The organism is Streptomyces sp. Alt3 (assembly GCF_030719215.1).
Lineage (GTDB): Bacteria > Actinomycetota > Actinomycetes > Streptomycetales > Streptomycetaceae > Streptomyces > Streptomyces glycanivorans.
The window spans coordinates 6,286,934-6,311,472 of record NZ_CP120983.1; the positions used below are offsets into that span (position 1 = coordinate 6,286,934).

18 protein-coding genes are annotated in these 24,539 nt (G+C 70.9%); 7 read left to right on the forward strand and 11 right to left on the reverse strand.

The features are described from left to right. Nucleotides 1-12 precede the first annotated feature (12 nt). The 7 genes from P8A20_RS27725 to P8A20_RS27755 all read right to left on the reverse strand — a co-directional run bounded on the left by P8A20_RS27725 (nucleotide 13) and on the right by P8A20_RS27755 (nucleotide 9,039). Entirely contained in the window at nucleotides 13-729 is a 717-nt protein-coding gene (locus tag P8A20_RS27725) for an ABC transporter ATP-binding protein (protein WP_306104431.1), read from the reverse strand. Continuing rightward, the gene (locus P8A20_RS27730; RefSeq protein WP_306105208.1) at nucleotides 726-1,604 is read right to left on the reverse strand and encodes an ABC transporter ATP-binding protein; all 879 of its coding nucleotides are present in this window, start codon (nucleotides 1,602-1,604) and stop codon (nucleotides 726-728) included. The genes P8A20_RS27725 and P8A20_RS27730 overlap by 4 nt, the downstream gene beginning before the upstream one ends. A 5-nt stretch (nucleotides 1,605-1,609) precedes the next feature. Then, nucleotides 1,610-3,343, reverse strand: a complete 1,734-nt coding sequence (locus P8A20_RS27735; protein WP_147964059.1) for a branched-chain amino acid ABC transporter permease — start codon at nucleotides 3,341-3,343, stop codon at nucleotides 1,610-1,612. Between the two features lie 5 nt (nucleotides 3,344-3,348). Further along, nucleotides 3,349-4,281, reverse strand: a complete 933-nt coding sequence (locus tag P8A20_RS27740; protein WP_056783852.1) for a branched-chain amino acid ABC transporter permease — start codon at nucleotides 4,279-4,281, stop codon at nucleotides 3,349-3,351. Between the two features lie 99 nt (nucleotides 4,282-4,380). Then, nucleotides 4,381-5,616 carry a branched-chain amino acid ABC transporter substrate-binding protein gene (locus P8A20_RS27745; protein ID WP_147962921.1) on the reverse strand — a complete coding sequence of 412 codons (1,236 nt, stop codon included), beginning with the start codon at nucleotides 5,614-5,616 and terminating at the stop codon, nucleotides 4,381-4,383. A gap of 593 nt (nucleotides 5,617-6,209) precedes the next feature. Continuing rightward, a complete protein-coding gene (locus tag P8A20_RS27750) occupies nucleotides 6,210-6,680 on the reverse strand; it encodes a PaaI family thioesterase (protein ID WP_306104432.1) in 471 nt (156 codons plus the stop codon). An 88-nt stretch (nucleotides 6,681-6,768) separates the two neighbouring features. Continuing rightward, nucleotides 6,769-9,039 (reverse strand): FdhF/YdeP family oxidoreductase, encoded by a 2,271-nt coding sequence (locus P8A20_RS27755; RefSeq protein WP_306104433.1) that lies wholly within the window; start codon nucleotides 9,037-9,039, stop codon nucleotides 6,769-6,771. Nucleotides 9,040-9,243: 204 nt separating this feature from the next. Between P8A20_RS27755 and polA the strand changes: the two genes are divergently transcribed. Further along, complete coding sequence (polA, locus tag P8A20_RS27760; RefSeq protein ID WP_306104434.1) at nucleotides 9,244-11,955, forward strand: DNA polymerase I; 2,712 nt, start codon at nucleotides 9,244-9,246, stop codon at nucleotides 11,953-11,955. Between the two features lie 29 nt (nucleotides 11,956-11,984). Here the strand turns inward: polA and P8A20_RS27765 are convergent, their stop codons facing one another. Next, entirely contained in the window at nucleotides 11,985-12,857 is an 873-nt protein-coding gene (locus P8A20_RS27765; protein WP_147962917.1) for a DUF4184 family protein, read from the reverse strand. A gap of 187 nt (nucleotides 12,858-13,044) precedes the next feature. On the opposite strand from P8A20_RS27765, the gene P8A20_RS27770 reads away from it, so the two are divergent. Next, complete coding sequence (locus P8A20_RS27770; RefSeq protein ID WP_306104435.1) at nucleotides 13,045-14,730, forward strand: lytic transglycosylase domain-containing protein; 1,686 nt, start codon at nucleotides 13,045-13,047, stop codon at nucleotides 14,728-14,730. Between the two features lie 201 nt (nucleotides 14,731-14,931). Here P8A20_RS27770 and hrpB read toward each other — a convergent pair whose 3' ends face one another. Further along, nucleotides 14,932-17,433, reverse strand: coding sequence for an ATP-dependent helicase HrpB (gene hrpB, locus P8A20_RS27775; RefSeq protein ID WP_306104436.1), 2,502 nt, complete (start codon nucleotides 17,431-17,433; stop codon nucleotides 14,932-14,934). Between the two features lie 46 nt (nucleotides 17,434-17,479). Continuing rightward, nucleotides 17,480-18,307 carry a class I SAM-dependent methyltransferase gene (locus tag P8A20_RS27780; protein ID WP_147962916.1) on the reverse strand — a complete coding sequence of 276 codons (828 nt, stop codon included), beginning with the start codon at nucleotides 18,305-18,307 and terminating at the stop codon, nucleotides 17,480-17,482. Between the two features lie 395 nt (nucleotides 18,308-18,702). On the opposite strand from P8A20_RS27780, the gene rpsA reads away from it, so the two are divergent. The 4 genes from rpsA (at nucleotide 18,703) to P8A20_RS27800 (ending at nucleotide 22,900) form a co-directional block, all read left to right on the forward strand. Continuing rightward, nucleotides 18,703-20,214, forward strand: a complete 1,512-nt coding sequence (rpsA, locus tag P8A20_RS27785; RefSeq protein ID WP_014156844.1) for a 30S ribosomal protein S1 — start codon at nucleotides 18,703-18,705, stop codon at nucleotides 20,212-20,214. Between the two features lie 584 nt (nucleotides 20,215-20,798). Next, complete coding sequence (locus P8A20_RS27790) at nucleotides 20,799-21,737, forward strand: PAC2 family protein (RefSeq protein WP_147962915.1); 939 nt, start codon at nucleotides 20,799-20,801, stop codon at nucleotides 21,735-21,737. A gap of 43 nt (nucleotides 21,738-21,780) precedes the next feature. Next, nucleotides 21,781-22,383: a dephospho-CoA kinase gene (gene coaE / locus P8A20_RS27795; protein ID WP_306104437.1), complete on the forward strand. Its 603-nt coding sequence runs from the start codon at nucleotides 21,781-21,783 to the stop codon at nucleotides 22,381-22,383. 133 nt (nucleotides 22,384-22,516) lie between these two features. Continuing rightward, nucleotides 22,517-22,900 carry a tetratricopeptide repeat protein gene (locus P8A20_RS27800; RefSeq protein WP_147962913.1) on the forward strand — a complete coding sequence of 128 codons (384 nt, stop codon included), beginning with the start codon at nucleotides 22,517-22,519 and terminating at the stop codon, nucleotides 22,898-22,900. Nucleotides 22,901-22,999: 99 nt separating this feature from the next. On the opposite strand, the gene P8A20_RS27805 is transcribed toward P8A20_RS27800, so the two are convergent. Beyond that, nucleotides 23,000-23,278, reverse strand: coding sequence for a DUF6343 family protein (locus P8A20_RS27805; protein WP_306104438.1), 279 nt, complete (start codon nucleotides 23,276-23,278; stop codon nucleotides 23,000-23,002). A 76-nt stretch (nucleotides 23,279-23,354) separates the two neighbouring features. Here P8A20_RS27805 and P8A20_RS27810 point away from each other — a divergent pair, with 76 nt between their 5' ends. Then, nucleotides 23,355-24,503: an ADP-ribosylglycohydrolase family protein gene (locus P8A20_RS27810; RefSeq protein WP_306104439.1), complete on the forward strand. Its 1,149-nt coding sequence runs from the start codon at nucleotides 23,355-23,357 to the stop codon at nucleotides 24,501-24,503. Nucleotides 24,504-24,539: the final 36 nt, after the last annotated feature.

A 24,539-nucleotide genomic window follows, 5' to 3' on the forward strand; every position in this document is an offset into this window, starting at 1 on the left:
TGTGCCGGGTGCTCAGTCCTCGCCGAGGTAGGCCTTGCGGACCGACTCGTCGTGGAGGAGGTCGGCGCCCGTGCCGGAGAGGACGACCTTGCCGACCTCCATGACGTGGCCCTGGTCCGCGAGGGAGAGGGCCGCCTGGGCGTTCTGCTCGACGAGCAGGATCGTGGTGCCCGACGCCTTGAGCTCGACGATGGTCTCCATGATCTTCTGCATCATGATCGGCGAGAGGCCCATGGAGGGTTCGTCGAGCATGAGCAACTTGGGCTGGGACATGAGTGCGCGTCCCATGGCGAGCATCTGCTGTTCGCCTCCGGAGAGGGTTCCGGCGGCCTGCTTCCGGCGTTCCCCGAGGATGGGGAAGAGGTCGTAGGCGCGCTGGATGTCCTTCTCGATGCCTGCCTTGTCGGTGCGGAGGAAGGCGCCGAGCTGGAGGTTCTCCGCGATGCTGAGGCGGGGGAAGATGTGGCGGCCTTCGGGGGAGTGGGCGAGGCCCAGTGCCACGATCTTGTGGGCGGGGATCCCGGTAAGGGGTTTCCCGTCGAAGAGGATCCGCCCGCCGGAGGGCTTGAGGAGGCCGGAGAGGGTGCGCAGGGTGGTGGTCTTGCCCGCACCGTTGGTGCCGATGAGGGTGACGACCTGGCCGGCCTTGACGGTGAAGGAGATTCCCTTGACGGCTTCGATCTTGCCGTAGGCGACCCTGAGGTCCTCGACCTCGAGCAGTGCGGTCACTGGCCTTCCCCTTCTGTGCTGGTGGTGCTTCCCGCGTTGTCCGCTGTGGCGGATTCGGCCTCGGGTGCGTCGGCCTTCTCGGGGGTGTCGCCTTCGAAGGGCGTGCCGAGGTAGGCGGCGACGACGCGTTCGTCGCCCTGGACGACTGCGGGTGTGCCTTCGACGAGTTTTTCGCCCTGGACTAGGCAGGCGACGCGGTCGCAGAGGTTGAAGATGAAGCGCATGTCGTGCTCGATGACGAGTACGGCGATGCCCATGTCCCGGATGGCGAAGATGAGTTGTTCTGTGACGCGGGTTTCCTGCGGGTTCATGCCGGCGGTGGGCTCGTCGAGGAGGAGGAGGCCGGGGTCGCTGGCGAGGGCGCGGGCGATTTCCAGCTTGCGCTGGTCTCCGTAGGGGAGGTTGCGTGCGAGGTGGTCGGCCTTGTCCTGGAGGCCGATGAACTCGAGGAGTTCCATGGCGCGTGCGTGGGACGCGGCTTCGGCCTTCTTGAATCCGGGGCCGCGCAGGAGGGCGGACCAGAGGCCTTCCTTGGTCCTGGTGTGGCGTCCGACGAGGACGTTCTCCAGGACGGTCATGTTGGCGAAGAGCCGGATGTTCTGGAAGGTGCGGGCGATGCCTGCCTGGGTGACGAGGTGGGGCTTGGGCGGGAGGACGGTGCCCTTGTAGCGGACCTTGCCCTCGGTGGGGACGTAGAGGCCGGTGAGGCAGTTGAAGAAGGTGGTCTTGCCTGCGCCGTTGGGGCCGATGAGGCCGACGATCTCTCCGGCGTTGACGGTGAGGTCGACGTTGCGTACGGCGGTGAGGCCGCCGAAGCGCATGGTGACGCCGCTTGCGTCCAGGACGGGCGTGGTGGTCTCGGTGGTGGTCGTCATGTCGTTCACGCCCCCGCCTTCACGGTGCCGACGCCGGATTCGGGCAGTGTGCCTTCGGGCGTGTCGAGTTGGCCGGTCTCGTGGAATTCGAGCTGGGCGCGCCGGTTGGCGATGAGGCCTTCGGGGCGGAAGCGCATCAGCAGGATGAGTGCGAGGCCGAAGCCGAGGAGCTGGTAGTCCTGGAGGAACTGCAGCTTCGCGGGGATCATGTAGAGGAGGGTCGCGCCGATCAGGGGTCCGCTGATGGTTCCCATGCCGCCGAGGATGACTGCGGCGAGGAGGAAGGCGGAGTTGGGCGGCACGGGTCCGGCGAAGACGTACATCTCCGGGACGACGGTGCTCTGTACGTGGGCCTGGACGGTGCCGGCGAGGCCGGCGAGGGTGGCGCCGAGGGCGAAGGCGATGAGTTTGACGCGGAAGCCGTTGATGCCCATGGCGGTGGCGGCGGTCTCGTCCTCGCGGATGGCGACCCAGGCGCGGCCGATGCGGGAGCTGCCGGCGCGGCTGAAGACGAGGACCACGAGGATCATCGCGAGCAGCATGAGCAGGTAGTAGTTGGCGTATCCGCCGAGTTCGATGCCCAGGATCGTGTGGGATTCGCCGAAGTCGTATCCGAAGAAGACGAGGTCGGGGATGTTGGGTACGCCGTTGGGGCCGTTGGTGACCTGGGGTCCGGATACGCCGTCGAGGTTGCCGACGGTGATGCGGAAGATCTCGCCGAAGCCGAGGGTGACGATGGCGAGGTAGTCGCCGCGGAGTCGGAGGGTGGGTGCGCCGATGACGACGCCGAAGATGAGGGAGACGGCCGCTCCGGTGAGGACGGCTGCCCAGAAGGGGAAGTGGACGTCGAAGGCGGAGGCGGTGGTGCCGGAGACGAGTGCGGCGGTGTAGGCGCCGACGCCGAGGAAGGCGACGTATCCGAGGTCGAGGAGTCCGGCGAGGCCGACGACGATGTTCAGTCCGAGTGCGACCGTCGCGAAGATGAGGATGTTGACCGCGATCAGGGTGTACTGGTCGGTGGTCTGGGTGAAGGGGAACGCCGCGGCGGCGACGAACGCGGCGGCTACGGCGATGGAGCGGTACTTGGTGGTGAGCACCGAGAGCCGGGCCATGATGCCGGATTTGAACAGGGCGCCGATGGCGAAGCCCGCGGTGATCATGTAGCCGGTGAAGAGTTCGGCGTATTCGGTGTCGATGCCGTAGGTGACGACGAAGAGGCCGGTGCCGAAGGCGAGGACGATGATGAGGATCTCGGCCCAGGAGGGGAGCTCCTTGGGGCGGGAGGCCTTGCGGGTGTCGTCGGGGAGGAGGAAGGCGGCGAGCGGGATGGCCGAGGCCACTGCTGCGACGAAGCCGCCGGGCTCCAGGTTGACGATGCCGCCGAGTTCGACGGCGATGGCGATGACGGTGAACCAGGTGGTGCCGAAGGCGCCGAGGGCCAGGAACTGGAGTGCTTTGGTGGTGCCGGTGGGTGCGAGCCAGCGGAGGCCGCGGATGTCGAGGGCGGCGAGTGCGTACAGGAGTACGAGGGCGCCTGCGACGAGGGTGAGGACCTGGAGGCCGCCGGGGTAGCCGTAGACGGTGAGGTCGCCGGGGAATTCGTCGGTGTAGGTCCAGGAGAGGAAGGTGCTGGCGATGGTGGCGATACCGCCGAGGGCGGTGGCCCATCGCAGGGTGGTGGTGCGGGAGCCGGTGTCGGCCGGGGTGGTGACGGCGGTTTTCGTGGTGTCGGTTGTCATGGCTCTCACGCCCGATCCGCGACGCGCTCGCCGAGCAGGCCTTGTGGCCTGACGAGGAGGACGACGATGAGAAGTACGAATGCCCAGACGTTGGCCCAGGCGCCGCCGCCGAGCTGCTGCATGCCGGGGATCTCTTCGATGTAGGCGATGGAGAGGGCTTCGGCGAGGCCGAGGACGACTCCGCCGACCATGGCGCCGTAGATGTTGCCGATTCCGCCGAGTACGGCGGCGGTGAAGGCCTTGAGGCCGAGGAGGAAGCCCATCTCGAAGTTGATCTGGCCCTTGTCGAGGCCGTAGGCGACGGCTGCGATGGCGGCGAACGCGGCTCCGATGGCGAAGGCCATCACGATGATGCGGTCGGTGTTGATGCCCATGAGCTTGGCCGTGTCGGGGTCCTGTGCGGTGGCCTGCATGGCGCGGCCGCTGCGGCTCTTGGCGACGAACATGCCGAGGGCGAGCATGCAGAGGGGGGCGAGGACGAGGATGAAGGCGTCTGCGCGCTGGAGGTAGAGGTTGTCGAAGATCTTGAACGACTCGCCCTGGAACTCCGGGAAGCTACGCGGCTTCTTGGCGTCGGGGTAGAAGCCCCAGACAAGCTGCTGGAGGACGATCGACAGGCCGATCGCGGTGATGAGGGGTGCCAGTCGTGGTGCGCCGCGCAGGGGGCGGTAGGCGAAGCGTTCCGCGGCTGTCGCCACGGCGACGGAGGCGATGGCGCCTCCGATGATCATGAGGGGTATGACCACCATGAGCGAGGTTCCGCTGGGGAGCGCGAGGTAGGTGGTGAGGGCGCCGAAGCCCCCGATCATGAAGATCTCGCCGTGGGCGAAATTGATGAGCTGGACGATGCCGTACACCATGGTGTACCCGATGGCTATGAGGCCATAGAGCGCGCCGAGTGCGAGGCCGTTCGCCAGCTGTTGCGGCAGTTCGTTCACCGCAGTGCCTCCGATGAGCTTGTCGGATATGACACCGCGCGAGGGCGCTGTTTGCGCCCTCGCGCGGTCAGGAGCGTGTGCTGTGGGTGTGCTGGGTGATCAGTCCTCGAACGTGGCGCTCTTGACGTCCTTCCAGGCGCCCTTCTGGACCTCGTAGACGGTGAGCTGCTTGTTGGTGGTGTCGCCGAACTCGTCGAAGGAGACCTTGCCGGTCACGCCGTCGAAGGAGACCTTGGACATGGCCTCGGTGACCTTGGCGCGGGCGTCCTCGGGGAGCTTGCCGTCGTTGTCGGCGACGACGGTCTTGACGGCCTGGATGATGGCCCATCCGGCGTCGTAGGAGTAGCCGCCGTAGGCCGCGAACGGGTCCTTGTAGCCGCCGGCCTGGTAGTCCGCGATGAACTGCTTGGCGGTCGGGAGGGCTTCGACGGGGTAGCCGACGGAGGTGGCGAAGTCGCCGTCGTTGGCCTCACCGGAGGCGCTGATGAAGGCGGGGTCGTAGATGCCGTCGCCGCCCATGGTGGGGATCTTGGCGCCGGTCTTCTTGATCTGGTCGGAGAGCAGGCCGCCCTCGGGGTACTGGCCGCCGTAGTAGACGGAGTCGGCGCCGGAGCTCTTGACCTTGTCGGCGGTGCTGGAGAAGTCGGTCTCCTTCACCGTGACGTGGTCGGTGCCGACGACCTTGCCGCCGAGGCGCTCGAATTCCGCGGAGAAGATCGCGGCGAGGCCGGCGCCGTAGGTCTGCTTGTCGTCGACGACGTAGACCTTCTTCTTCTTGGCGTCGTTGAAGAGGTACTGGGCGGCGAACTTGCCCTGGACGACGTCGGTGGCGCAGGTGCGGAAGTAGGTCTTGAAGACGCGCTTGGAGTCGCCCTTGCCCCAGTTGTCGCCCTGGCTGAGGGCGGGGTTGGTGTTGGCGGGGGAGACCTGTGCGAGGTCGGCCTTCTCGAAGACGCCCTGCATGGACTGGGCGACGCCGGAGTTGAGGGGGCCGACGGCTCCGAGGACTTCCTTGTTGCCGACGAGCTTGGTGGCGTTGGCCTGTCCGGAGGCGGGGACGGCCTGGTCGTCGAGGGCTTCGATCTTGAACTCGATGCCGGGGACCTCGTTGTTCTTGTTCGCGGTCTTGGCCGCGAGGTCCACGGAGTTCTTGATGCCCTGGCCGAGCGCGGAGAGGGATCCGGTCAGCGGGGCGTCGACACCGATGACGACGGTGGTCTTGCTGCCGCTGTCGCTGCTGCCCTTGCTGTTGTCGTCGCGCGATCCACAGGCGGTGAGGGTGAGTGCACCGGTGGTGAGCACTGTGGTGAGGATGATCAAAGAACGGTGTCGCACGAAAGGTCCTTTCCCTGGCGCGGCCTCCTCTGCATGAGGTGCCGTGACTACGCCGGGCTGTACTGGTCGATACAGGGCCGTGCAGCAGACATGCCCGGCGGCGCGGTGACTGGCCGTGACTCTATGGGCAGGTGCGGGGGTGCGGGACGGGTCCGCTGATGATGTGACTGTCTTGTTATGCCGTGGGGAAGGCTTGTTGGCCGCAGTGTGGAGGTGTACGGCTTTTGCCCGGGCGGCGGAGTGACCGCATGGTGAGAACCCGCAGCTCTGCTAAGGGGCTTGGGGCGATCTTGGTGCTGTCACGCGAATCGGGGCGCAAGGGGCGTGGCGAGGATCCGTCGGCTGTGCCGGGGCGGTGTGCGCGACGTTTTTCGTGTATTGCACACATGTTACGGAGTGTTACATGTGTGGGATATGTGAGAGGCCCCGGGGAGGCGGTTTGGCTGCTGAAGTGGCTCATGGAACGGGCTTCACGGTCAGGGGTGTTGACCCTGTGTGTCCACCAAGTCCCGTGATTTGCTTCGGATATGGGTCTGCCCGGTCCGGAATGCGGTGAGCTTTCCGGCCGGGCAGTGGGGTGTTGCGAGGGTGGGTCAGTCGGCGGCGGGGCGGGGTGCGTCGCGGAGCAGGCAGGTGAGGCGGGCGGTGCAGACCCGCTTGTCGTGCTCGTCAGTGATGACGACCTCGTACGTGGCGGTGGAGCGTCCGCGGTGGACCGGGGTGGCGACGCCCGTGACGAGGCCGTTGCGGACGCCCCGGTGGTGGGTGCAGTTGAGGTCGACGCCGACGGCGATCTTGGTGGCGCCGCCGTGGAGCATGCTGCCGATGGAGCCGAGGGTCTCGGCGAGGACGGCCGAGGCGCCGCCGTGGAGCAGTCCGTAGGGCTGGGTGTTGCCTTCGACGGGCATGGTTCCCACGACGCGGTCGGCGGAGGCTTCGACGATCGTGACGCCCATGCGCTCGCCGAGGTGTCCGGCGGAGAAGAGTGCGGGGAGGTCGACGCCGAGTGCCGCGTACTCGTCGATGATCTCCTTGGGGAACGTGGGTGCGGTGTGCTCGCCCATGGGGTCCGGCTCCGATCGTGTGCGGTCGTCCGTTGCTGTGTGCACTGTTCTTATCAGACGGCTGAGCGTCCGCTTAGGGATGTGTGGCTCAGGGCGTCTCGAACCGGACGACGACCGATTTGCTGGCCGGGGTGTTGCTGGTGTCCGCGGTGGCGTCCAGGGGGACGAGCACGTTGGTCTCGGGGTAGTACGCCGCGGCGCAGCCCCGTGCGGTGGGGTAGTGGACGACGCGGAAGCCGGGGGCGCGGCGTTCGACGCCGTCCTTCCACTCGCTCACGAGGTCGGTGTAGGAGCCGTCGGCGAGTCCGAGGGCCTGGGCGTCCTGGGGGTTGACCATGACGATGCGGCGGCCGCCCTTGATGCCGCGGTAGCGGTCGTCGAGGCCGTAGATCGTGGTGTTGTACTGGTCGTGGGAGCGCAGGGTCTGGAGGAGGAGCCGGCCTTCGGGGAGTTCGGGGTACTCGACCGGTGCGGCGGTGAAGTTGGCCTTGCCGGTGGCGGTGGGGAAGCGGCGTTCGTCGCGGGGGCCGTGGGGGAGGGTGAATCCGCCGGGCCGGGCGACGCGGGCGTTGAAGTCCTCGAAGCCGGGGACGACGCGGGAGATGCGGTCGCGGATCGTGCCGTAGTCCTTCTCGAAGTCCTCCCACGGGGTGGTGGAGGCGGGGCCGAGGACGGCGCGGGCGAGGCGGGCGACGATCGCGGGTTCGGAGAGCAGGTGGGGGCTCGCGGGGGTGAGGTTGCCGCGTGAGGCGTGGACCATGCCCATGGAGTCCTCGACGGTGACGAACTGCTTCCCGCCGGCGGTCACGTCCTTGTCGGTGCGGCCGAGCGTGGGCAGGATCAGGGCGCGGGTGCCGGTGACGGCGTGCGAGCGGTTGAGTTTGGTCGAGACGTGGACGGTGAGGCGTGCCTTGCGCATGGCGGCCTCGGTGACGGCGGTGTCGGGGGTGGCGCCGACGAAGTTGCCGCCCATGGCGAAGAAGACCTTGGCGTCGCCGTCGCGGAGTGCCTGGATGGACCGTACGACGTCGTAGCCGTGGTGCCGGGGCGAGGTGATGCCGAATTCCTGGTCGAGGGCGTCGAGGAAGGCCGTGGAGGGCCGTTCGAAGATGCCCATGGTGCGGTCGCCCTGGACGTTGGAGTGGCCGCGTACGGGGCAGACGCCGGCGCCGGGCCTGCCGATGTTGCCGCGCAGGAGGAGGAGGTTGACGACTTCGCGGATGGTCGGCACGGAGTGCTTGTGCTGGGTGAGGCCCATGGCCCAGCAGACGATGGTGCGTTCCGAGGTGAGGATCATGGCGAGCGCCTGCTCGATGGTGGCGCGGTCGAGGCCGGTGGCGGTGAGGGTCTCCTCCCAGTCGGCTGCTCGGGCGGCCTCGGCGAACTCCTCGTAGCCGTGGGTGTGTTCGGTGACGAAGTCGGTGTCGACCGCGCCGTCGGCCTCGATGATCATTTTGTTGAGGAGGCGGAAGAGCGCCTGGTCGCCGCCGATGCGGATCTGGAGGAAGAGGTCGGTGAGGGCGGCGCCCTTGAGCATGCCGCGGGCCGTCTGGGGGTTCTTGAACCGTTCGAGGCCGGCTTCGGGCAGCGGGTTCACCGAGATGATCTTCGCCCCGGCGGTCTTGGCCTGTTCGAGGGCCGAGAGCATCCGGGGGTGGTTGGTGCCGGGGTTCTGTCCGGCGACGATGATCAGGTCGGCCTGGTGGAGGTCTTCGAGGCTGACGCTGCCCTTGCCGATCCCTATGGTCTCGGTGAGGGCGGAGCCGGACGACTCGTGGCACATGTTGGAGCAGTCGGGCAGGTTGTTGGTGCCGAACTCACGGGCGAGGAGCTGGAGGAGGAACGCCGTTTCGTTGCTGGTGCGGCCCGAGGTGTAGAAGAGCGCCTCGTCGGGGGAGGAGAGCGCGGTCAGTTCCTCGGCGATGATCTCGAAGGCGCGTTCCCAGGTCACGGCCTCGTAGCGGTCGGCTCCCTCGGGCAGGTACACGGGCTGGGTGATACGTCCCTGCTGGCCGAGCCAGTAACCGCTGCGGGTGCCGAGGTCGGCGACGGTGTGCGCGGCGAAGAAGTCGGGGGTGACGCGGCGCAGGGTCGCCTCCTCGGCGACGGCCTTGGCGCCGTTCTCGCAGAACTCGGCCGTGTGGCGTTTGTCGCCCTCGGGCCAGGCGCAGCCGGGGCAGTCGAAGCCGTCCTTCTGGTTGACCTTGAGGAGGGTCTGCGCGGTGCGGCGGACGCCCATCTGCTGCTGGGCGATGCGCAGGGTGTGGGCGACTGCGGGCAGTCCGGCGGCGGCGTGCTGGACCGGGTCGATCTGCGGCGCGTCCTGGACCGGGTCTCCGGTCGGGGGCTTGGTTGCCATGGTGCTCCCCTTCGAGCGCTTGAGGGGGCGCGCTCACGTCCTCGCGCGCCCTGTCACGTCTTCTACGCCTTCACTGTCTTTCGATCCTGTCATGCACGCGTGGCGGGTCGCCGCGGGGGAAGGGGGTGGCCGGTGCGTGGCGGGTGGAGGGGCCCGGGTGGTGGCCGGTCCGGAATGTCAGTGGTCCGTGGCAGGATCGGGGGCGTGGCTGAGACGGCATCGAAGAACACGGCAGACAACCGACCGCGCCTGCTCCTGATGGACGGGCACTCCCTGGCGTACCGGGCGTTCTTCGCCCTGCCCGCGGAGAACTTCACGACGGCGACGGGGCAGCCGACGAATGCCGTGTACGGCTTCATGTCGATGCTGGCGAACACGCTGCGCGACGAGGCGCCCACGCATTTCGCCGTCGCGTTCGACGTGTCCCGCAAGACGTGGCGTGCGCAGGAGTTCCCGGAGTACAAGGCGAACCGTTCCAAGACCCCCGACGAGTTCAAGGGGCAGGTCGAGCTCATCGGCGAGCTGCTGGACGCGATGCACGCCGACCGGTTCGCCGTGGACGGTTTCGAGGCGGACGACGTGATCGCGACGCTGGCCACGCAGGCCGAGGCGGCGGGCTTCGAGGTGCTGATCGTCACGGGTGACCGGGACTCGTTCCAGCTGATCACGGACAACGTGACGGTGCTCTACCCGACGAAGGGTGTCTCTGAGCTGACGCGCTTCACCCCGGAGAAGGTCCAGGAGAAGTACGGGCTCACGCCCGGCCAGTATCCGGACTTCGCGGCGCTGCGCGGCGACCCGTCGGACAACCTTCCCGGTATCCCCGGTGTGGGTGAGAAGACGGCGGCGAAGTGGATCAACCAGTTCGGTTCGTTCGCGGAGCTGGTCGAGCGCGCCGACGAGGTGAAGGGCAAGGCCGGCCAGAATTTCCGGGACCACCTGGACGCGGTGAAGATGAACCGCGTGCTGACCGAGATGGTCCGTGACGTGGAGCTGCCGAAGGTGCCGGCGGAGCTGGAGCGCGCCCCGTACGACCGCACGGCGGTCACGGGTGTGCTGGACGTCCTGGAGATCCGTAATCCGAGCCTGCGTGAGCGGCTGCTCGCGGTCGACCCGGGCGCGGAGGACGCGGGCCCGCCGGAGCCGGCGGCCGGCATCGAGCTGGACGGGGTCGTGCTGGGGTCGGGTGAGGTCGCCCCGTGGCTGGAGGCCCGTGGCGGGCAGCCGCTCGGTGTGATGAGCGTCGACACGTGGTCCCTGGGCTCCGGCACGGTCACGGAGATCGCGCTCGCCGCCGCCGACGGGGCCGCCGCCTGGCTGGACCCGGCGGAGCTCGGTGAGGCCGACGAGCAGGCACTGGCCGCGTGGCTCGCGGACCCGGGGCAGCCCAAGGTCCTGCACAACGCCAAGAACGCCCTGCGGGTCTTCCCCGAGCAGGGCTGGCGGCTGGAGGGCATCACCATGGACACGGCGCTCGCCGCCTATCTGGTGAAGCCGGGCCGCCGCTCCTTCGCCCTGGACGCGCTGGCCGTGGAATACCTCGGACGGGAGCTGGCGCCGGCGCCCGCGTCCGGCGGGCAGCTGGCCTTCGGCGCGGACGACCGTGCGGAGGCCGACGCCCTCATGGCGCAGGCCCGCGCGGTGCTGGACCTGGGGGACGCGTTCACGGCGCGTCTGAAGGAGGTCGGTGCCACCGAGCTGCTGTACGACATGGAGCTGCCGACGTCGATCATGCTGGCCCGGCTGGAGCGGCACGGCATCGCCGCCGACCGGGCCCATCTGGAGGGCATGGAGCAGCAGTTCGCCGGTGCGGTGCAGCAGGCGGTGAAGGAGGCGCACGCCGCGGTGGGCCGTGAGTTCAACCTCGGCTCGCCCAAGCAGCTCCAGGAGGTCCTCTTCGGCGAGCTGGCCCTGCCGAAGACGAAGAAGACCAAGACGGGATACACGACCGACGCGGACGCGTTGGCCTGGCTGGCCGCGCAGACCGAGCACGAGCTGCCGGTGATCATGCTGCGCCACCGGGAGCAGGCGAAGCTGAGGGTCACCGTCGAGGGCCTGATCAAGACGATCGCCGCGGACGGCCGTATCCACACCACGTTCAACCAGACGGTCGCGGCGACGGGCCGGCTCTCCTCCACCGAACCCAACCTGCAGAACATCCCCGTCCGTACGGACGAGGGGCGCGCGATCCGCCGCGGGTTCGTCGTCGGTGAGGGCTTCGAGACGCTGATGACGGCCGACTACAGCCAGATCGAGCTGCGGGTGATGGCGCACCTCTCCGAGGACGCCGGTCTGATCGAGGCGTTCACCTCCGGGGAGGATCTGCACACGACGGTCGCCTCGCAGGTCTTCGGCGTCGAGAAGTCGGCCGTCGACGCGGAGATGCGCCGCAAGATCAAGGCGATGTCGTACGGCCTGGCCTACGGGCTCTCCGCGTTCGGTCTGTCCCAGCAGCTGAACATCGAGGCCGGCGAGGCGCGTGGGCTGATGGACACCTACTTCCTGCGGTTCGGCGGGGTGCGCGACTATCTGCACCGCGTCGTGGAGGAGGCCAGGGCCACCGGGTACACGGAGACGATCCTCGGCCGCCGCCGCTACCTCCCGGACCTGAACAGTGACAACCGTCAGCGCCGCGAGGCCGCCGAGCGGATGGCGCTGAACGCCCCGATCCAGGGGACCGCGGCCGACATCGTGAAGGTCGCGATGCTCCATGTGGACCGGGCGCTGACGGAGGCGGAGCTGACGTCACGGATGCTGCTCCAGGTGCACGACGAAATCGTCCTGGAGATCGCGAAGGGCGAGCGGGAGCAGGTCGAGGAGATCCTGCGCCGGGAGATGTCCACGGCGGTCGAACTTCGTGCGCCGCTGGACGTGTCGGTCGGTGTCGGTACGGACTGGGAGACGGCCGCGCACTAGCAGGGCCGGGCCCCGGTGCCGCGACGGCCTCAGCCGGCGTCGCGGCCCGCCGGGCGGGCCCCCGCGGTGCCCGGGCGCGGACCCTCCTGCGGCGGGGGCCCGGTCGGCCGCCGCAGCCGCATCCACGCCCCGTACAGCACGAGGCCGGCGGCCAGGCCCGCACCCGCGCCGAAGCAGGCCGTCGGGATGATGTCGAGGGGTGTGTCGACGTGCCCGAAGTGGGCGTACCAGCGTGCGCACCGGTGGGCGGTTCCCAGCAGGACGCACAGTGCGAGGAGCGTGCGGGCCCACCCTCGTTCGCGCCGGGTCAGCACCGGCACGGACGCGGGTGAGGGGACGGGTCCGACGCGCCGCAGGCCCGTGTACGTGAACCAGGCCAGGACCGTCAGTGCCACGGCCGAACTGCCGTACTGCACGACCTGGAACACCGGGTGGCCGCCGATGCTCCCGTTCAGGGCGGGGATCAGCTCGGTGCCCCACCGGTCGTGGTGTGTGAAGGCGTCCCACACGACGTGGGTGCCCGAGCCGATGACCGCGGACAGGACGAACCACGCGACCTCGGTGAGGACCGGGCGGCCGGGCTGCCGGGGCCTTCCCCGCAGGAAGGTGTGCACGCGCCCCCGCGCCGCCCGGGGCAGCAGCGCGACGAGCGGTTCGCGCAGCATCAGCCACACTGCCACCACGGCGCCGGTGACGAGGACGTCGACGGTGAACACTCCCCACACGGAATGTGTCACCTCGCCGAACTCCATCGCCCCGGGGACGGCCGTGTCCGCGTAGTACGTCATGTCGGGCGCGAACGAGCCGGCGACCAGGGCGGAGGCGACGAGAGGCCCACGACCCCGTCCGGACCTGCGGATTCCCGGGAGTACGGCTGCGGCGTGGCTGAGCGTGAACGGCATGGCGGCAAGTATGCGTGAGCCCGTGTCACCCCCTCGGAGCACACCGGTGACTTGACGGCAGGGAAGCTGAGAAAACGGTAAGAAGCGGTCACGGACCAGTGTTCGGGCGGCGGGAGTTGCCGTAGGGTCGCCTGAGTCCTCGCGCTGGGGAGCGCGGGCAGCCGTCGACGGGGAGGGACCGACACGTATGGCAGCGCAATTCGGCCGCAGACTGCGCAGGGGGGCCACCACCACCGCGGTGGCCGCGGCCGCCGTGGCGGCTCTCTCCGCCTCCCAGGCTCCTGCGGCACCCCAGTCCGACAGCGCCGCGGGTGACCAGACCGCGGCCGGTGCGACGCCGTCCGGCGACAGCGCGGCCACGGGCAACTCGCCCTACCACACGGACCTTCCGCCACTGAACACGCCCAACAAGCCGGGCACGTCCGTGAACCTGCCGGTGACCGGCAGTGCCGAAGCGGGCATACCCGCCTCGGTCCTGGCCGCGTACAAGAAGGCGGAACAGGAGCTCGCGGGCACCGACGCCGCGTGCCGTCTGCCGTGGCAGCTGCTCGCCGCGATCGGCAAGGTCGAGTCGGGACAGGCCCGCGGCGGCAAGGTCGACGCGAACGGCACCACCCTCTCCCCGATCCTCGGCCCGGCCCTCAACGGCCAGGGCTTCGCGCTGATCAAGGACACCGACGGCGGTGCCTACGACGGCGACTCGACCCACGACCGCGCGGTCGGCCCCATGCAGTTCATCCCGTCCACCTGGGCCACCTGGGGCCAGGACGGCAACGGCGACGGGCGCAAGGACCCCAACAACATCCACGACGCCGCACTCGCGGCGGGCCGCTACCTCTGTGCCGGGACCCGCGACCTCTCGGTCGCCGCGGACCTCGACCGGGCGGTGCTGAGCTACAACCACTCGACGGAGTACCTGCGCACGGTGCGCTCCTGGTTCGATTACTACAAGCGCGGCACCCACGAGGTCCCGGACGGCACGGGAGTCCTCCCGGCGGACACCGGCGGCAGCATCACATCCCCGTCCCCCACTCCCACGACCCCCACCCCCGGCGGTGGTACGTCCCCGAGCCCCACCCCGAGCCCGTCGACGCCCGGCGGCGGTACGTCCCAGAGCCCCACCCCCACGACTCCGCCCACGACGACACCGCCCACGACGAAGCCGCCGACGCCCACCCCGTCCGAGACGTTCGGCAGCCTCGTCGACGCGGGCACCGGAACCCTCACCGCCACGGCGGGCGAGGCGTTCGGCGAGCGCGTCACGGTCAGGGCGAAGAACAAGCTCGGCAAGCCGCTCGCCAGGACCTCGGTCACCTTCGCCCTCGTCGGCGGCACGGACGCCCGCTTCACCGGCGGGAAGAGCACCGTGACCCTGACCACCGGAGCCGACGGCACCGTCACCGCACCCGTCCTGACGGCAGGTGAGAAGACGGGCCCCTTCAAGGTGACCGCGGTCGCCGGGACCACCGAGCCGCGCGCCCTGTCCTGGACCGCGACGGTCACCGCCCGCGTCGCGGACACCATCGCCCTCACCGGCGACAAGACCCTGACGGCCGCCCCCGGCGCCGAGTTCGCCGACCGCGTCGAGGTCAGGACCACGTACAAGGGCACGGCGGTCGCGGACACCGCGGTCACCGCCACGATGATCACCGACGCGGAGACGCCCGCCGAGAACGACAAGGGTCCGTACTTCAAGGACGCGGACGGCAACCCCGTGCGCACCCTGGACCTGACGACCGGCGCCGACGGGGCCCTGGAACTCCCGAAGATCTACGCCGACGACACCGAGGGCACCTACACCCTGCGGCTCACCACCGCGAGCGGCGCCACGGTGACCGTCGAGCTGAAGGTCGAGGCCGCCCCGGCGGCCTGAACCGTGCCGGGGCCGGGAAGCACCCCGGCCCGGCGGGGCGACCGGAACGGGCGCGGCCCTGCCACCGGTGGCGCGTCCGGCGGTGCGTGGTGCGCGCCGGCGGTTCGCGGTGCGCTCCGGCGGTTCGCGCGGTGCGCTCCGGCGAGGCCGGGGAGCGCTCCGGCCTTACGTCGTGGACTCCGGTAGGCCGCTCCGCGTTCCTCAGTCCCGGCGCAGCCGTGCCGAGGTGAAGCGGGTCGCCTCCGTCGTCGTGGGGTCCTCGGGCCACGGGTGCTTCGGGTAGCGGCCGCGCAGCTCCGCCCGTACGTCCCGGTACCCCTCCCGCCAGAAGGACGCCAGGTCCGCCGTCACCGCCGCCGGGCGGCCGGCGGGGGACAACAGGTGCACCAGCACGGGCACCCCGGCCACCCGGGGGGTCTCGCCCAGCCCGAAGAGCTCCTGGAGCTTCACCGCGAGCACGGGCTGCTCGCCGGCGTAATCCACCCGTACCCGGGACCCGCTCGGCACCTCGATCCGCTCCGGGGCCAGCTCGTCGAGCCGGGCCGCGTCGCCCGTCGCCCACGGCAGCAGACGCCGCACGGCCTGTCCGGCGTCGATCCGCGCCAGGTCCGCGCGGCGCCCGGCCCGCGACAGCTCGGGCTCCAGCCACTCGTCGGCCCGCGCCAGCAGCGCGCCGTCCGACACATCGGGCCACGGCTGCCCCAGCACCCGGTGCAGGAACGCGAGCCGCTCCCGCAGCTGCCCGGCGTCCCTCGTCCACCGCAACAGCCCCGGCCCCTCACGCCGCAGCCCCTCCAGCAGCGCCCCGCGCACCAGCTCGGGGGCCGGAGCGCGCAGCGCCCGCACGGACAGTTCCACCGCCCCGAGGCGTTCCACCGAGCGCGCCACCACGTCGCCGTCCGCCCAGCGGACCTCCTCGCCGGAGAACAGCAGGTGCCCCGCGGCCAGCCGCGCGGTCGCCTCGTCGACGACGGCGGCCAGCCGAACCCGGGCGGACGCGGCATGGGCCGGCCGGTCGGCGACCGCGACCGCCAGCCACCCGGCGCTGCGCAGCCGTGAGCCGTCCCCCAGCTGCGCGCCCGTACCCGACGCCATCAGGAACGCCCCCTCGCCCCGGGCCCGCGCCACGCGCTCGGGGAACGCCAGCGCCGCCACCAGGCCCACGGCCACGTCGTCCGGACCGCCGTCCCCGGCCCCCGAGGAGCCGAGGGACCCCGAGAGCCGTCTGACCTCCTGCCGCCAGCGAGCGGCGTAGCCGTCGCCGCCTCGCCGCGCCGTGCGCAACGCGTGCGCCAGGTCGTCGCCGTACTCCCGCGGCGGCTCCTCGCTCAACAGCGCCACCACCTCCGCGGCCCGGCGCCCGCCCACCTCGTCCGCGCCGTCCAGGAGGGCCCGGGCCAGCCTGGGGTGCAGGCCGATCCTGGACATCCGGACGCCCCGGTCCGTCGCCCGTCCCGTCGCGTCCACCGCGCCGACCGCGGCCAGCACCTCGTGTGCCGCGCCCAGGGCCCCGGCCGGAGGCGGGTCCAGGAGCGCGAGCCCGGAGGCGTCCGGATCGCCCCAGCACGCCGCCTGCAGCGCGAATGCCGCGAGGTCGGCCACCTTGATCTCGGGGGAGGGGAACGCGGCGAGGCGCCCGTCCTCGGCCTGCTCCCAGCAGCGGTACACGGCACCCGGGGCCTCGCGCCCCGCGCGGCCCGCCCGCTGGCGGCCCGACGCCCGCGACGCCCGCACGGTCGTCAGCGCGCTCAGCCCCCGGGCGTGGTCGGTACGCGGTTCCCGGGCGAGCCCCGAGTCCACGACGACCCGCACACCCGGCACCGTGAGGGAGGACTCCGCGACGGAGGTCGCCAGGACCACCCGGCGTCCGCCGGACGCACCGGAGAGCACCGCGTCCTGCACGGCGGCCGGGGCGCGCCCGTGCACCTGGAGCACCTCGGCGTCCACACCGGCGAGCTGTCCGGCGACCCGGCCGATCTCGCCGACACCGGGCAGGAAGCACAGGACGTCGCCGTCCCGCTCGGCGAGCGCCCGGCGCACCACCGAGGCCACGTGCGTCAGCAGGGCCGGGTCCACCCGCATCCCGTGCGGCGGCCTGACGGTCCCGGCGGGCGGCGCCCACACCACCTCGACCGGATGCGACACGCCGTGCGCCTCCACCACGGGCGCGTCGCCGAGCAGGCGCGCCCAGCCTTCGGCGTCCGTCGTCGCCGAGGCCGCGACCAGACGCAGGTCCGGCCTGATCGTTTCCCGCACGTCGAGCAGGAACGCGGCGGCCGTGTCCGCGTCCAGATGACGCTCGTGGCACTCGTCGACGATCACCACGTCGACCCCGGCCAGTTCCTGGTCGCGCTGCAGGCGCTGGAGCAGCACCCCGGTGGTCACGACCTCCACCACCGTGTCCGGTCCCACCACCCGCTCACCGCGCACGGTGAAACCGACCCGCCCGCCGGTCCGCTCGCCGAGCAGCCACGCCATCCGCCTCGCCGCGGCCCGGGCCGCGATCCGGCGGGGCTCGGCGACCAGCACCCGGCGGGCAGGGCCGCCCCCGGTCAGCCCGGCGAGCACCAGGGGGACGAGCGTCGTCTTCCCCGTCCCGGGCGGTGCGCAGAGCACCGCGGCGCCCCGCTCGTCGAGGGCCCGCTCCAGGGCGGGCACAGCGGTGCGTACGGGCAACTGGTCCAGGGCGTCGGTACGGATCACGCACCCAGTCTCGTACGCCGCCCCGTCGCCGCGGACGGGGCGGTGCCTACGCGCCGTCCCGGCCGTCCCGCTCGCAGACGAAGATCGCCGTGCCGGGGATCAGGTTGCCGCGCAGCGGGGACCAGCCGCCCCACTCCTGGTCGTTCCAGGCCGGCCATTCCGGTTCCACGAGGTCGACCAGCCGGAACCCGCCCGCCACCACGTCCCGGACCCGGTCGCCCAGCGTCCTGTGGTGTTCCACGTACACCGCGTCGCCGCGTTCGTCCTGCTCCACGTACGGCACACGGTCGAAGTAGGAGGCGGAGACGGACAGGCCCTCCGGCCCCGGTTCGTCGGGAAACGCCCAGCGGATCGGGTGCGTCACCGAGAACACCCAGCGGCCCCCCGGCCGCAGCACGCGGCGCACCTCGCGGAACACCTGGACGGGGTCGGCGACGAAGGGCACCGCTCCGTAGGCGGAGCAGGCCAGGTCGAAGGAGCCGTCCCGGAACGGGAGCCGGCCGGCGTCCGCCTCCACCAGGGGGACGCCGCCGCCGATGCGCAGGGCGTGCTGGAGCTGGCGGTGGGAGAGGTCCAGGGCCACCGGCCGGGCGCCCCGGGCGGCGAGCCAGCGCGAGCACTGGGCGGCGCCCGCCCCGATCTCCAGGACGTCCATGTCCTTCAGGGCGTCCGCGGGGCCCAGCAGGGCCGCCTCGGCCTCGTCCAGCCCCTCGGGGCCCCAGACGAAGCGGTCGTCCCCGAGGAACGTCCCGTGGTCGCTCTGGTACTCGTCGGCGTTCCGGTCCCACCAGCCGCGGTTCGCCCGGCTGCTCTCCGCCTCACCGGCTTCACGCCGGGTCGCTTCGGGTTCGGAGTCGTAGGTCTCTTGGCTCATCGTGCCTGTCGTTGTAGTTTGCCTTCACCCGCCTCGTGCGGGTGCTCCTCGGCCCGTACGGGTGAGTACGGCCGTGTGCGCGCGACACACCGCTGAGACCGATGTGGCCTCGGTGAACGTGAGTTGTGCCGGGATTGGGGTGTTGTGCCCCGGGTGTGCGCCTTCGCGCATTGACCCTGTCCGGCTGCCCCCGTATGCTACAAGTTGCGCCGCGAGCCTGCGCGCTTCAGACCTAGCAGGCTGCGCTCGCGTCTGTTGCATGTCCCCTCGGTTGTCGAGGCGCCTTTCCGGTCAGGTGGGGTGCTCTCCAGGCTGTCCGGCTTCTGCAGAGGCGATACGGGCTTACGGCGTAGCAGTACCTACGACTCACTGTCCGTACCGGAGCCCTTTCCCACATGACGAGCAGCACCGAGACCACCGCCACCACTCCGCAGGTTGCGGTCAACGACATCGGCGACGCGGACGCGTTCCTCGCGGCGATCGACGAGACGATCAAGTACTTCAACGACGGCGACATCGTTGACGGTGTCATCGTCAAGGTTGACCGCGACGAGGTCCTCCTCGACATCGGTTACAAGACCGAAGGTGTCATCCCGAGCCGCGAGCTCTCGATCAAGCACGACGTCGACCCGAACGAGGTCGTCAAGGTCGGCGACGAGATCGAGGCCCTGGTTCTCCAGAAGGAGGACAAGGAAGGCCGCCTGATCCTCTCGAAGAAGCGCGCTCAGTACGAGCGTGCCTGGGGCACCATCGAGAAGATCAAGGAAGAAGACGGCATCGTCACCGGTACCGTCATCGAGGTCGTCAAGGGTGGTCTCATCCTCGACATCGGCCTCCGTGGCTTCCTCCCGGCGTCGCTCGTCGAGATGCGTCGTGTCCGCGACCTCCAGCCCTACGTGGGCAAGGAGCTCGAGGCCAAGATCATCGAGCTGGACAAGAACCGCAACAACGTGGTCCTGTCCCGCCGCGCCTGGCTCGAGCAGACCCAGTCCGAGGTCCGCCAGACGTTCCTCACGACCCTGCAGAAGGGTCAGGTCCGTTCCGGCGTCGTCTCCTCGATCGTCAACTTCGGTGCCTTCGTGGACCTGGGTGGCGTCGACGGTCTCGTGCACGTCTCCGAGCTGTCCTGGAAGCACATCGACCACCCCTCCGAGGTCGTCGAGGTCGGTCAGGAAGTCACCGTCGAGGTCCTCGACGTCGACATGGACCGCGAGCGCGTCTCGCTGTCGCTCAAGGCGACGCAGGAAGACCCGTGGCAGCAGTTCGCCCGTACGCACCAGATCGGGCAGGTCGTTCCCGGTAAGGTCACCAAGCTCGTTCCCTTCGGCGCGTTCGTCCGCGTCGACGAGGGCATCGAGGGTCTGGTCCACATCTCCGAGCTGGCCGAGCGCCACGTGGAGATCCCGGAGCAGGTCGTCCAGGTCAACGACGAGATCTTCGTCAAGGTCATCGACATCGACCTCGAGCGCCGTCGCATCAGCCTCTCGCTGAAGCAGGCCAACGAGGCCTTCGGTGGCGACCCGGCTTCGGTCGAGTTCGACCCGACCCTGTACGGCATGGCCGCGTCCTACGACGACCAGGGCAACTACATCTACCCCGAGGGCTTCGACCCCGAGACCAACGACTGGCTCGAGGGCTTCGAGGCGCAGCGCGAGGTCTGGGAGACCCAGTACGCCGAGGCGCAGCAGCGCTTCGAGCAGCACCAGGCCCAGGTCATCAAGTCCCGCGAGGCCGACGAGGCTGCCGCTGCCGAGGGTGCTGCCGCCCCGGCCGGCGCTGCCCCGGCTGCCTCCGGCGGCAGCGGTGGCGGCTCGTACTCCTCGGAGTCCGCGGACAACTCCGGCGCCCTGGCGTCGGACGAGGCCCTGGCTGCCCTGCGCGAGAAGCTGGCCGGCGGCCAGAGCTGACGCTCTGACCCCAGCCGCTCATCGGCTGCAGTAGCTGTAGAGCTGTGAGTGAGGCCCGTCCCCTTCGGGGGGCGGGCCTCACTCATGCCCGGCGGCTGCCGCACAGCTGCCAGGGCGGGGTGCTCGGCTCCCTGGCCAAGGCCGGGTACAACCTCGGCCGGCAAGATCGGGCCGGAGTGCCGCGGTCGCTCGGGGGAGAGCCACTGCCGGATCTTCGGCGGCATCACGGAGACCGACATGGACCTCGTCCGGATCCGGTACCCGTAGTGCGGCCTCCTCGGCCACCTCGGCGAGCGCGGAACGGTCATCGGGTGCGGCAACACCGGTTCCCACGCCGACGCGTACGCGGTTCTGACGGCGCGTGAGGGGCACCCGCTGTCCGGCGGACCCGACGCGCCCGCCTCCGCGCCGCTCAACAGGCCCGCAGGCCATGTGTACTTCGCCGGCGACCGCCTCGGCACGGAAGGCGGTGACGGCCTTGCACAGCCGTGTCCTGACCTGATCGTGAGGGAATGCGGGTCGGCGGGGAATGCCCTGGCCGGGCAGGGCGTTGTCGCCCAGGAACACGAGGAGGAGCGGTAACCGTGCCTGATCCGCAGAGTTTGTACGAATGGGAGCCGAAGGGCCTGGCCGTGGTCGACATGGCGCTCGCCCAGGAGTCGGCCGGCCTGGTCATGCTCTATCACTTCGACGGGTACATCGACGCGGGCGAGACCGGCGAGCAGATCGTCGACGGCCTGCTCGAGACGCTGCCGCACCAGACCGTGGTCCGCTTCGACCACGACCGGCTCGTCGACTACCGGGCGCGGCGCCCGCTGCTGACCTTCAAGCGCGACCGGTACACGTCGTTCGAGTCGCCCGCCCTCGAGGTGAAGGTCGTCCAGGACGCCACCGGGGCCCCCTTCCTGCTCCTCTCCGGACCGGAGCCCGACGTCGAGTGGGAGCGGTTCGCCGCCGCGGTGGAACAGATCGTGGAGCGCCTCGGCGTCCGCCTCGCGGTCAGCTTCCACGGCATCCCCATGGGCGTGCCGCACACCCGCCCCGTCGGCCTCACCCCCCACGGCAACCGCACGGACCTGATGCCCGGGCACCGCAGCCCCTTCGACGAGGCGCAGGTCCCCGGTTCCGCCGAGGCGCTCGTGGAGTACCGGCTGATGGAAGCCGGGCACGACGTCCTCGGTGTCGCCGCCCACGTGCCCCACTACGTCGCAAGGTCCTCCTACCCGGACGCCGCGCTCACCGCCCTGGAGGCGGTCACCGCGGCGACCGGACTGGTCCTGCCGAGCGTGGCGCACACCCTGCGCACGGAGGCGCACCGGACCCAGACCGAGATCGACCGGCAGGTCGGCCAGGGCGACGAGGAACTCGTCTCCCTCGTCGAGGGACTGGAGCACCAGTACGACGCGCTCGCGGGATCCGAGACCCGCGGCAATCTCGTCGCGGAACCGGCAGATCTGCCGTCCGCGGACGAGATCGGCCGCGAGTTCGAACGCTTCCTCGCGGAACGCGAAGGCGATTCCTGAGGGGACCTCCGGCCGCGGCGCGGCCGGAGGCTAGGCTCGGCGCATGCTGAAAGTGGGCCTGACCGGCGGGATCGGCGCCGGCAAGAGCGAAGTGTCACGGCTGCTCGCACGCTACGGAGCCGTACTGATCGACTCCGACCGGATCGCCCGCGAGGTCGTCGAGCCCGGCACCCCTGGGCTCACGGCTGTCGTCGAGGCCTTCGGCCCTGAGATCCTCACCGCGGACGGCTCCCTGAACCGGTCGGCGCTCGGTTCGATCGTGTTCTCGGACCCCGCGCGCCTGGCCACGCTCAACGGAATCGTCCACCCGCTCGTCAGGGCGCGTTCCGCGGAGCTGGAGCGGGCCGCCGGGGCCGGAGCGGTCGTCGTCCACGACGTTCCCCTGCTCACGGAGAACGACCTCGCGCCGCTCTACGACCTGGTCGTGGTCGTCGACGCGAAGCCCGGGACCCAGCTGGACCGGCTCGTGCGGCTGCGCGGCATGACGGAGTCCGACGCCCGCGCCCGGATGACGGCGCAGGCGACGCGCGAGCAGCGGCTGGCAATCGCCGATCTCGTCATCGACAACGACGGTCCGCTGGAGGATCTGGAGCCCCAGGTCCGCACGGTCTGGTCGGAACTGACCGCACGGGCCGCCGCCGGCTGATCCGGTGGCCTGACGGAACGCCCGGCCGGCCGGGGCGTGCCCCCGCGCACGCCCCGGCCGGCCCGCTGCCGGGCCGGAATACGCACCTGTGGCCGGATGTTGAAGAGCGGAGAACGAGGGGAAGGATAGGGCCGTGCCCGAGAAGAACCCGGAAACGCATGTCATCGACTTCCGTGCGGCGGAGCAGCTGCTCGCCGCACGGGACCCCCGCGGTGCGGTCAAGCTGCTCGACTCGGTGATCGGTGCCCACCCGGAGAACACGGCCGCGCGGCTGCTGCGTGCGCGTGCCTTCTTCGCCGCCGCCCAACTGCGTCCGGCCGAGCTGGAGTTCGAGCTGGTCCTGGAGCGCGAGCCGGACAACGCCTTCGCCCACTTCGCGCTCGCCCGTACCTTCCAGCGGGCCGGCCGCCCCGAGCAGGCCACCCGTCACTTCCGGCTGGCCGCCGCGCTCGACCCGAAGCCGGAGTACCTTCAGGCCGCTCGCTTCGAGGACCGCGACGGCGAGAGCCGCGACTGAGACGGCCGCGACGGCGGGGACCGCGCTGGACGGTACCGCGACGGCGTGGGCCGCGGCGGCCAGGTCCGAGACTGCGGGTGCCCGCCCGGGCCCGTCGACTCAGCGGCGGTAGCGGCCCCGCCCACCCCGGTCCGGTTCGTACGGGGGGACGTCGCGGCCCGGCTGGTATTGCGGCCCCTGCCGCAGATGCCGGACGACGACCCAGAGGTCCGTGACCGTGACCACCAGCAGCACCCCGCAGGCCGTCGCCCAGCCGACGCGTCCGGTCGCCACGAAGGCCACCAGCCCCAGCGCGGCCCAGATCATGCCCCATAGACTCAGCCAGAGTCGCATCCGCAGGGGGCTGCGTGCGGTGGACGGTTCACTTCCGGTTCGCATCACCATCGCCTCGTCTCCAGCATGCCCCCGCGGTGCGGCGTACGGAAACAGACGGGCGTACGACGGGGAGCGGGCTGTGGCGACGACGGGGCACGGACACACGGCACGAGGGGCAGCGGCCTGGGGTGACGCCGTCGCCCGCCGGTCCAGGGTGCGGGGCACGCTGCTGGGCGGTGCGGTCGGGGACCAGTTGGGCAACCCGGTCGAGTTCCTCTCCCTGGACGGCATCCGCAGAGGCCACGGCGAGCGGGGCATACGCGGCCCCGTCCCGGACGCCGACGGCGTCGTCGGCCGGATCACCGACGACACCCAGATGACGCTGTTCACGGTCGAGGGACTGATCAGGGCCCACTCCCGGGCAGCGGCGACCGGCATCGCGGGAGCGGAGGCCGAACTCGTCCGCAACGCCTACCTGCGCTGGCTCGACACCCAGAACTACCCCGCCCCGCCCGGTCGCGGCGGGGACGAGCCCGTACGGACCGGCCGGCTCAGGCAGCAGCCCTGGCTGTACGCGCGCCGCGCGCCCGGCAACGCCTGCCTCACGGGCCTTGCCGCCGGCCATGTCCCGGATACGGGCGCACCGCTCGATCTGCCGGGCCCCGTCAACCCGCAGTCCAAGGGCTGCGGCACGGTGATGAGGTCGGCCCCCTTCGGCCTGCTGGGCGCGGACGCCGAGACCGCCTTCGGGCTGGCCGCCCGGTGCGCGCTGATCACCCACGGCCACCCGACAGGCGCCTACGCGGCGGGCGCGCTCGCCGCGATCGTCACACACCTGCTGGAGGGCGACTCACCCGAGGGCGCCGTGCTGCGCGCCATGGACCTGCTGGGCCGCCACCCGGGCCACGACGAGACGACGGCCGCCCTGCGCGCCGCGGTCGACCTCGCGGCCCTGGGCCGGCCCACCGCCGAGCGTGTCGAGTCCCTGGGTGCGGGCTGGGTCGCCGAGGAGGCCCTCGCCGTCGCCGTGTACTGCGCCCTCGTGCTCCCCGCGGCGGACGACGTCGCCGAGGCGCTGCTGCTCGCCGTCAACCACTCGGGCGACAGCGACTCAACGGGCGCGGTCTGCGGCAACCTGCTCGGCGCGCACCACGGTGACGTACGGCTGCCGGCCGCCTGGCTGGCCGTCACCGAGGGGCGGTCCGTGATCGCCGAGATCGCCGACGACCTGTGCATGGAGCTGGAGCAGCCGGTGTCATGGCCCGACGGCCGCTACCCGCAGTGCTGAGGGGAACGCGCTGCGGCATCCGTACGTTCTGCACGC